Origin of the sequence: Sodalinema sp. (genome assembly GCF_046483825.1) — a bacterium.
Lineage (GTDB): Bacteria > Cyanobacteriota > Cyanobacteriia > Cyanobacteriales > Geitlerinemataceae > Sodalinema.
Genome location: NZ_JAWOCL010000075.1, coordinates 1 through 8,630, shown reverse-complemented (window position 1 = coordinate 8,630; position 8,630 = coordinate 1). Strand labels below are relative to the sequence as shown.

Sequence of the window (8,630 nt, the reverse complement as noted above, 5' to 3'; positions counted from 1 at the left end):
AGCGTCACCGCCGAAGCCTCGGGAACGGGCCGGGCCGAATGCAGAGGACGTAGCTGGCCGCTGTCATCTTGGAAACTGGGGAGTTGTAGGAGCTGCTCCTCTGGGGGACAGTCAGCGGCGAGGTGAAGCTGATGCTGCTGTAGACTCTGGTGGAGTTCGTCGGGGCTAAGGGCGAAGGGATGGGCGGCGATGGTGGTCGTCTCGCTGGTGGGGTGAGTGTCAGGACGCAGACGCCGCCAGGTTTCTCCCCAGAGGAAAAAGTCATTGTCGTTGAGGAGCCAACTCCCGTGTAAAACTGCCATGATGATAGGGATGCGATCGCGCGGTGAACGAGTGGATAGGGCTAGATACTGAGGATCCCCGTGACGGTGGACAATTGCCAACAGACTGATCGCCGTGGGGGATGAGTCTGATGGATACTAGCGCGTTTTATCGCTATCCCGGATCTGTGGCGAGTTTGGGGGAGTAGCGAGGAAATAGGATTCAAGGATGGGTTGGCTCTCGGAAGAGGAGATCGAATCAACGGGTCTCCCATGGTCTATGCTACTCTGCCACGGCAGCATTTTCTAGATCGTTTTCGAGATTTTTCTTGGCGTTGGTTAGCTCGGTCTCGGGCCAAGGTTACACCGCTGAGGTGCAGAGCCTATCTGACATCTCCAAAATTCCTGTGTAAGATTGGAGCGACAGAGTAGGGGAGCAATGGGGCGATGGCCCCAACGTCAGGTTGGATCTCTTTGGTTGTTCAGAGGCAGTTTTGCATGAAAGCCCTTACCGTGTTAGGGACAACATCTCAGGCCGGAAAGTCAATTCTCACAACGGCGATTTGTCGCCTACTTTCCCGTAAAGGAATTCGTGTGGCTCCCTTTAAGGGAGCGAGCATCGGTCAGCAAGCGTATTTGACGGAAATTGGCGGTCAGATGAGTTACGCCCAGGCGTTACAGGCTTGGGCGGCGGGGATTGCGCCGGCGGTGGAGATGAACCCGTTGTTATTAAAACCCAAGGGCGAGTCGACGTTTGAGATGATCGTCAAGGGGGTTAAAACCGAGACGATTAGTGTCAATGAGTTTTATCGCTGGGCGTCGAGCGAGGGTTGGGCGATCGTTCGTCAATGTTTGGATCAGTTGGCCGGGGAGTTTGATCTGTTGGTCTGTGAGGGGGCCGGGAGTACCGCTGAGGTGCATCTGAAAACCTCGGATTTAGCGAATATGCGGGTGGCCCGCTATTTGAATGCGCCGACGTTGTTGTTGGTCGATAGTGAACGGGGTGGGGCTTTGGCCCATGTGGTGGGAACCTTGGAGTTATTGGAACCCATTGAGCGGGCTTTGGTGCGCGGGATTGTCATTAATAAATGGCGTGGCCCCGAGGCGGTCAGTCGTTCGGCGGTCTCCTGGCTCGAAGAACGGACGGGGATTCCGGTGTTGGGGGTGATTCCTTGGGATGCGATCGCCTGTTCTGAGCAGGAGACGTTAAGCCTCCTGAAGCGTCATGGAACACCGGCCAATCCGGAGGTCACGGTGGCGGTGGTTCGTTTACCTCATTTGACAGGATTTGCGGATTTTGACCCCCTTGATGCTGAACCGACGGTTCGGGTCAAGTATGTCTCGCCCAAGCAGTCGTTGGGCTATCCTGATGCGCTGATTGTGCCGGGAAGTCGCACCACATTGGCGGATTTACAGGTGTTACAACACTCGGGAATGGCGAAAGAGATTTTGGAGTATCAGGCGGCGGGGGGTACGGTGTTGGGGATTTCTGGCGGCTTTCAGATGTTGGGGGAGTTTGTGGCTGATCCTGAGGGAATTGAAGGGGTTGAGGGTCGTGTTGAGGGGCTGTCGTTGTTGCCGATGACGACGGTGATTACGCCGCAGAAGGTGGCCCGTCAGCGATCGCTCACGTCGACCTATCCTCATGTTGGCTTGCAGGTGACGGGCTATGAGTTACATCGAGGCCATTCCAAGTTCTCCCAAACGGAGGAGTTTAAACCGCTGTTTGAGGATGCCAAGTTGGGGGTGGTCGATACCTATCAGTCGGTTTGGGGGACTTATCTACATGGCATTTTTGATAGTGGTCCCTGGCGACGAACCTGGTTGAACCGCTTACGACAACAACGAGGGTTGAAGGCGTTACCCACGGGGATTCCCAATTATCGGGAACAGCGGGAAACGCTGTTGGAAAATCTTACGGATTTTATTGATCAAAATATTGACATGAGTCAGATTTTAAGGTAAAAGGCGCAACCTCAGCTAAAACCCAGTAGGGCGGTCAGAATCAGTAGACTACTGATCAGGGCAAACCAAATAAATTGATTGTCTGATCGGTTGATTTGGCTGGGATCAATTGGCTCGGGTTCACGGATAGGGCGGGGTTTGGGACGACGGGGACCGCTGGGGTTGGAGCCTTTGCGATCGCTCGGTTGGGCCACGTCGGCCTCGTTGAGGTCAGGAATGCTCACGTTCCACTCGGGCCGGGAGGCGAGGCGGGGGGCCTCTAAAATTGCCAGGAGACGACGACTCTGTTGGCGGGTGGCCCAGTTGGGGTGACGGGCGAGTTTACGACAGAGGGTAATGGCGGCGGGATAGTCGCCCACGGCTTGGTAGGCGGTGACCAGCCAAATTTGAATGTCTCCGCCGAGGGGGGTGGCCCGTTCGATGAGGGCGCTGGCTTGTTCGAGACAGGTCACGGCTTGGCGATATTGACCCATCTCGAACTGCTCTTTGGCGGTTTCGTAGTTAATGCGGGCGAGATCGGTTGCTTCGGGGGTACTCACAACGATTGAAACGAATGAGAACTAAGGGAACTCGATGACGGGCGAACCCATAAGCTCAGGGGCGGCTGATGGAGTGGCATTCGGGAACTGCATCGGCAAGTTAACCGTCGCCATCGTATCGTCATCGTATCGCGATCGCCGCCGCCGTAACAGGCTCCTGGGGCGATCGGCTAGAGGTCGACTGAAGACAGAAGGAAATTTTTGTCCGTTTTCCGTCCAACCTCCCAAATGAACTGCTATGGTGCTAAGGGGACAATCCCGAATTGCCCAGACTTCTGTTGCAAAGGACGTTAGATACCTGTCCGACGCTTGGCGAATTTCAGACGAAGCATATGACCAGATTGCGTGATTGGATGGTGATTAGCTTAACAGCCGCCATCGCCCTCAATTGTGTTGAGGTTCAAGCCACCCCGAAAGCGTTAGGTAAAGACTTAACCCAAAAGACCGTCTCCGAGGGCGATCGCGTTGTCTCCAAACAGCTCACGGTGGAGTCGTTGGACTCGTTAGAGGCTGACCCCGTCCCGCCTGACTCGTCGGCGGCGGACTTGGCCGCTCCTGAGGTGGAATCCCGCCAGGCTCAGGCGTCGCAAGAGCCAGACTTGCCAGATGTTTCTGACTTTCTTCAACCCTCTGGGGCGACGCCAATTGCTCCGGATGAGCCGGCCCCGGCCTATCTTGATCCTCATCCCAATTTTCTACGCTTCCCCACTCGCACGGAGGAGGTTGAAATTGTGGGGACGCAGCCAATTAGTCTCAATCAAGCCTTAGAATTGGCGGTTCGCAATAATCTCGATCTTCAGCAAACTCGTGTCAATCTTGAACGGAGTTTGGCCAGTCTGCGGGAAGTTCAGGCGGATTTGTTCCCCAGTTTGAACCTCTCGTCTAATGTGACCTGGAGTGATTCGGCGAATGCTCGTCTGAGTATCCGCCGCCAAGAGGAAACCCTGGGGGAGCGATCGCCGATTCAAACAGACCCCACCTCCACAACCTGGAATACGGAACTGAGGGCTAACTATACTCTGTTCGATTTTGGCGGACGCTCGGCCCAGATTGCAGCGGCGGAGGCTCAGGTCCGTAATGCGGAGTTGCAGATTGAGCAACAGCTAGAACAAGTTCGGTTACAGGTGAGCGAGGCTTACTACGATATCCAGGATGCTGATATGAGCGTGCTGATTAGTCGCTCGGCTGTAGAGAATGCTCAACAGAGTTTAGAGGATGCTCAAGACCTAGAGGAGGCGGGGGTGGGGACTCGTTTTGATGTTTTGCGGGCTGAAGTACAGTTAGCCAATGAGGAGCAAGCTCTCAATGATGCCTTAGCGAATCAACGGGTGGCTCGACGACGGTTGGCTCGGGTGTTGAATGTGCCGCAATCGGTGGATCTCGCAGCGGCTGATCCGGTTGATTTGGCGGGGGTTTGGGAGTTAGATCTAGAGCAGACGATTATTTTGGCTTTCCGCAATCGGGCTGAGTTGCAGCAGCAGTTGGTCGATCGCGATATCGCTCAAGAACAACAACGGGCGGTGCGATCGCAGGGGTTACCACAATTCTCCCTATTTGGCTCAGCGAACCTCGTTAGCACGTCCGGCGATGATGTGGGGGGTCTCACGGAGGGCTACTCAGCGGGGGTTCAGATGCAATGGAATCTCTTTGATGGCGGCGCTCGGGCGGCTCAGGTTCGCCAACTTGAACTCGAAGAAGAGTCAGCAGAAGTCCGCTTTTCTGATGCTCGTAATCAGGTCCGTGTAGAAGTCGAGGAATCCTACTATCAACTCAACTCTAGCTTACAAAACGTCAGTCGCGCCACGGTGGCTCTGGAGTTGGCCGAGGAGAGTCTGGATTTAGCCCGGTTGCGATTTTCAGCCGGAATTGGCACGCAAACTGATGTGATTGCGGCCCAGGATGATTTAACTGAGTCTCAGGGAAACTTAGTCTCGGCGATTTTGGGTTACAACCGCGCCTTGGCTCAGTTACAGCGTGCGGTCAGTAATTATCCCTTTACTGATGAGATTCAAGGCCGGTTCTAGGGGGCGATCGCCGGGCTGTCTCTGTCACAATTCGGCAAAATTCGCCACAATTCGGCAAAATCCCCTAAAACCGCCGATTCTGGCTCATCAGCGCTGACCATGACCCTAGGGTTAGTTAACAATATTTTACAAAAACCGTAAAGATTGTTAACATCAAAACACCCCTAGATTGTTGTAAGCCAAACCCACAGATGGAGAGTACCCATGGCTAATATTAAGTTTGTTAACGAGGACTTGGAAATTGTCGCCGCCGATGGTGCGAATTTACGGATGAAAGCCCTTGAAAATAAGGTTGATGTCTATAAAACTTGGGGCAAGCTGACGAACTGTGGTGGCTATGGACAATGTGGCACCTGCATTGTTGAAGTCGTTGAGGGGATGGAGAACTTATCGCCACCGACGGAAACTGAAAAGCGTAAGTTGCGCAAAAAACCTGACAGCTATCGTCTCGCTTGTCAAGTACAAGTCAATGGCGAGGTGAGCATTAAAACCAAGCCATGATATCCTAGAGAAGCTTCATTGTTTAAGATGCTCGAGGCTTTCTATGGAAGTTAATGATCTTGGTTTTGTAGCGAGTCTTTTATTTGTACTCGTGCCTACGGTTTTCTTGTTAATCCTGTATATTCAGACCCAAAGCCGGGAGAGCTAACCCAACGACGTTTAGCGATCGTTGCGGCTCACCCCATTTTAACCAAACCCCCAGTTTTTCCGGAAAACTGGGGGTTTGGCGTTGGGGCCAGTGGGAGAACGAGGGTCCTTAACGGGCAAGTAACACGGGACAGTTGGCATACACTCGCACATAGTCAGACAAGGACTGTCCAAGAAGGCGATCGAGATCCGGTAAGGCTTTGGCAATGTTTGGACGGCGATCAGGCGATCCTAACACCAACAGATCGACGTTTTCCTCTTCCGCAATGCGGCAAATTTCCGGGCCGGCTTTCCCGGAGGTGATGAGACTTTGGGTTTGTAAGCCGAAACGTTTGGCTTTCTCGTTGGCGGCTTTCAACACCGGATCATTTTCCGGGGCCACGTTCTTATCGGGTGGGTTGACGTGGGTGAGGAGCAGTTTGGCATCTTTGAGATCTTTGACCCAAGATAAGGTCAGATCTAAGGACTCTTGAGCCGATTCAGAGGCATCGAGGGCCACCATCACTCGTTTGAGCCGTTTGACGTACACCTCATCCTTGACGAGTAACATGGGGCGATCAGCCAGTTGAAAGACATACTGACTGACGGAGTTCTCCAGAATCGAGACGAGACGACCCAATCCCCGAGATCCCATGATGATCAAATCGGCGTTTTCCTCTTTCGCCACGTCGCAGACGATGGTTTTAGGATCGCCTTGCTTGAGTCGGGGGTTGATCTTACTCGGATCAACCTTGAGGGATTTAACGGCTTGGGCCAAGACACGTCCCCCTTCTTCAAGTTTCTCGGAGACCAAATCAGCGGAGACTTGAGGGGGGACCACGTGAAGGACAGTAATTTCGGCTCGCTGAATCTCCGGAATCTCAAGGAGTTGGTTGAGCATCTCTTCGCACAACCCCCGTCCGGCGACGGCAACAAGAATTCTTTCAATCATAATTTTGGTATCGGGTATTTACAACAAGTGATGCCAGGGTGTACCGTTCGGCTGCGGTGTCCCCAAAAGTCTGTAACGACACTACCATTAAGGATAAGCCCGTTGACCGGCACAAAATTTGTAGAAATGTAGCGTTTTGAAACGATTTGTGATGCGAAATTCAGAACATCTGCCCACTGGGGCCATCCAAAACCGCGTTGTGGCTGAAGATGGCTTATGGTTCGAGTACCCCGTTCGCGCCCATCCTCACCATACGGACTATGGCGGGGTGGTTTGGCATGGACAGTATATTGCTTGGATGGAGGAGGCCCGTATTGAATGTCTGCGATCGATTGGCATTGATTACGCGGACTTGGTGGCCCTCGGCTGTGAGTTGTTGGTGGTGGAGTTATCGACGCGCTATCACCGAGCGATGCGTCTGGGGGAAACGGCGATTGTGCGAACCTCGATGGAACCGGGGGCGGGGGTCCGCCTCAATTGGGATTACCAAATTGTGCCGATGGAGGGGGGCGACCCCTTTCTCAGTGCGCGTGTGACCTTGGTAACGGTCGATCGCGAGAAAGGTAAAATTATGCGCCGCCTCCCCCCGGTGTTGGATGAGGTCTTGGCCAAGTTGACTCAAACCTCCTAGACTCAACCCTCCTAGAGTCTCCTAGAGTCCCCTAGGGCTGAATTTCAGCCAGTTTGGGCAGCAGTTCCTTGAAGGCTAGACCCCGGTGACTACAGGCTTTTTTGCGCTCGGGGGACATTTCAGCGAAGGTTTGCTGTTCGGCTTCGACCCAAAAGATGGGATCGTAGCCAAAGCCGCCGTCTCCCTGGGGTTGATGGAGGATTTGTCCGGGACAGCGGCCTTGAACGTCGAGAACGATCGCCCCTTGGGGATTGGCTAGGGCGATCGCGCAGATGAATTGGGCCTGGCGATCGCTGCGATCGCCGAGTTCCCCCAGAAGCCGCTCGATGCGATCGCGATCGTCGGTCCCATAACGAGCTGAATGGATACCTGGCCGACCATCGAGGGCATCGACCGCGAGTCCTGAGTCGTCGGCGATCGCCCATTGTCCGGTCGCTTGCGCCACAGTGGCCGCTTTCAGACGAGCATTGTCCGCGAAGGTGGTCCCGGTTTCGTCAACCTCAAGAGCGGCGGGTTTCAACTGCAAATCCCAGTGCAAATCCCAATCCGTGTCTTGAAGATACTGCTGCATCTCCTTGAGTTTACCGGGATTCCCGGTGGCAACAATTAGAGTGGTCATCGCTGAATCGGGGCTGGCGTGCGTGGATATCGTTCCATGAGCGATCGCACCTGTTCGGCGTGATAGGAACTACGAGTCAGAGGAGAAGCCACCACCTGCAAGAAGCCAATCGACTCCCCATACTCGCGCCAAGCATCAAACTGTTGAGGGCTAATAAACGCTTTAACGCCCAGATGTTGCTGACTCGGTTGCAGATATTGTCCCAAGGTGAGGATATCGCAATCAACGGCCCGCAAATCTTGCATCACCTGACGCACCTCGGCATCCTCTTCTCCGAGTCCCACCATAATTCCCGATTTACTGTAAATCCAAGGGGCCATCTGCCGAGTTCGTCGTAACAACTCTAAACTCCGTTGATAATCACCCTGGGGACGAGTGCGACGGTACAGACGCGGCACGGTCTCTGTATTATGGTTGAGGACTTCCGGTTGTGCTTCCAGAATCGTCGCGAGGGCCGCCCAGTTCCCGCACAGGTCAGGAATTAGCACCTCAATGGTCGTTCCCGGAGACAGGCGACGCACCGCTTCGATACAGCGAACAAACTGAGACGCACCCCCGTCGGGGAGATCATCTCGGTTCACAGAGGTGATCACCACATGATTCAGGTTCAACCGCCGCACCGCTTCCCCGAGATGCTGAGGTTCGTTGACATCGAGGGGCTGGGGTTTCTTCTCGAAGTCAATGTCACAATACGGACAGGCGCGGGTACAAGCCGGCCCCATAATCAGAAACGTTGCCGTCCCGTTATTGAAGCATTCCCCAATGTTGGGACAAGAGGCTTCCTCGCACACAGTGTTGAGGCTGAGGTCTCGCAGAATCTCTTTAACGTTGCCGACTCGTTGCCATTGGGGGGCTTTGACGCGCAACCAGTCGGGTTTGAGGTTGACTTGCTCCACAGTTAATCTACCTATTGCAAGAGAGCTTGAGGCTTTATTGTACCGTGGGGGGAACGGGGAACAGGGAACACTGCTATTGCAGCTAAGGTGAACCGGTTGCCCCATATTATGTTTAAC

10 protein-coding genes are annotated in these 8,630 nt (G+C 54.1%); 5 read left to right on the top strand and 5 right to left on the bottom strand.

The annotated features are described in order from the left end of the window. Positions 1 to 302: hypothetical protein (locus R6U67_RS05085; RefSeq protein WP_410251544.1), on the bottom strand; the 302-nt coding region annotated here is incomplete at its 3' end. Between the two features lie 456 nt (positions 303 to 758). Between R6U67_RS05085 and cobQ the strand changes: the two genes are divergently transcribed. Then, positions 759 to 2,225, top strand: a complete 1,467-nt coding sequence (gene cobQ, locus R6U67_RS05080; RefSeq protein WP_410251543.1) for a cobyric acid synthase CobQ — start codon at positions 759 to 761, stop codon at positions 2,223 to 2,225. An 11-nt stretch (positions 2,226 to 2,236) separates the two neighbouring features. Here cobQ and R6U67_RS05075 read toward each other — a convergent pair whose 3' ends face one another. Next, a complete protein-coding gene (locus tag R6U67_RS05075) occupies positions 2,237 to 2,764 on the bottom strand; it encodes a hypothetical protein (protein WP_410251542.1) in 528 nt (175 codons plus the stop codon). Between the two features lie 332 nt (positions 2,765 to 3,096). On the opposite strand from R6U67_RS05075, the gene R6U67_RS05070 reads away from it, so the two are divergent. The 3 genes from R6U67_RS05070 (at position 3,097) to psbM (ending at position 5,437) form a co-directional block, all read left to right on the top strand. Next, complete coding sequence (locus R6U67_RS05070; RefSeq protein WP_410251541.1) at positions 3,097 to 4,788, top strand: TolC family protein; 1,692 nt, start codon at positions 3,097 to 3,099, stop codon at positions 4,786 to 4,788. A 204-nt stretch (positions 4,789 to 4,992) separates the two neighbouring features. After that, on the top strand, positions 4,993 to 5,289 hold the full coding sequence (locus R6U67_RS05065; RefSeq protein WP_410251540.1) for a 2Fe-2S iron-sulfur cluster-binding protein: 297 nt from the start codon (positions 4,993 to 4,995) through the stop codon (positions 5,287 to 5,289). A gap of 43 nt (positions 5,290 to 5,332) precedes the next feature. Continuing rightward, positions 5,333 to 5,437: a photosystem II reaction center protein PsbM gene (gene psbM / locus R6U67_RS05060; protein ID WP_074162898.1), complete on the top strand. Its 105-nt coding sequence runs from the start codon at positions 5,333 to 5,335 to the stop codon at positions 5,435 to 5,437. A gap of 108 nt (positions 5,438 to 5,545) precedes the next feature. Here psbM and R6U67_RS05055 read toward each other — a convergent pair whose 3' ends face one another. Beyond that, positions 5,546 to 6,367, bottom strand: coding sequence for a universal stress protein (locus R6U67_RS05055; protein WP_068789998.1), 822 nt, complete (start codon positions 6,365 to 6,367; stop codon positions 5,546 to 5,548). Positions 6,368 to 6,518: 151 nt separating this feature from the next. On the opposite strand from R6U67_RS05055, the gene R6U67_RS05050 reads away from it, so the two are divergent. Continuing rightward, a complete protein-coding gene (locus tag R6U67_RS05050; RefSeq protein WP_087706365.1) occupies positions 6,519 to 6,998 on the top strand; it encodes an acyl-CoA thioesterase in 480 nt (159 codons plus the stop codon). A gap of 31 nt (positions 6,999 to 7,029) precedes the next feature. Here the strand turns inward: R6U67_RS05050 and rdgB are convergent, their stop codons facing one another. Both rdgB and lipA read right to left on the bottom strand, forming a co-directional pair. After that, entirely contained in the window at positions 7,030 to 7,617 is a 588-nt protein-coding gene (gene rdgB, locus R6U67_RS05045; RefSeq protein ID WP_410251539.1) for an RdgB/HAM1 family non-canonical purine NTP pyrophosphatase, read from the bottom strand. Beyond that, entirely contained in the window at positions 7,614 to 8,513 is a 900-nt protein-coding gene (gene lipA, locus R6U67_RS05040) for a lipoyl synthase (RefSeq protein ID WP_410251538.1), read from the bottom strand. Before lipA ends, rdgB begins: the two co-directional genes overlap by 4 nt. Positions 8,514 to 8,630: the final 117 nt, after the last annotated feature.

Bases quoted from the DNA above. Each gene is read 5' to 3' on its own strand.
- cobQ (WP_410251543.1), top strand. From the start codon at position 759: ATGAAAGCCCTTACCGTGTTAGGGACAACATCTCAGGCCGGAAAGTCA.
- rdgB (WP_410251539.1), bottom strand. From the start codon at position 7,617: ATGACCACTCTAATTGTTGCCACCGGGAATCCCGGTAAACTCAAGGAG.
- R6U67_RS05070 (WP_410251541.1), top strand. From the start codon at position 3,097: ATGACCAGATTGCGTGATTGGATGGTGATTAGCTTAACAGCCGCCATC.
- R6U67_RS05050 (WP_087706365.1), top strand. From the start codon at position 6,519: ATGCGAAATTCAGAACATCTGCCCACTGGGGCCATCCAAAACCGCGTT.
- R6U67_RS05065 (WP_410251540.1), top strand. From the start codon at position 4,993: ATGGCTAATATTAAGTTTGTTAACGAGGACTTGGAAATTGTCGCCGCC.
- R6U67_RS05055 (WP_068789998.1), bottom strand. From the start codon at position 6,367: ATGATTGAAAGAATTCTTGTTGCCGTCGCCGGACGGGGGTTGTGCGAA.
- psbM (WP_074162898.1), top strand. From the start codon at position 5,333: ATGGAAGTTAATGATCTTGGTTTTGTAGCGAGTCTTTTATTTGTACTC.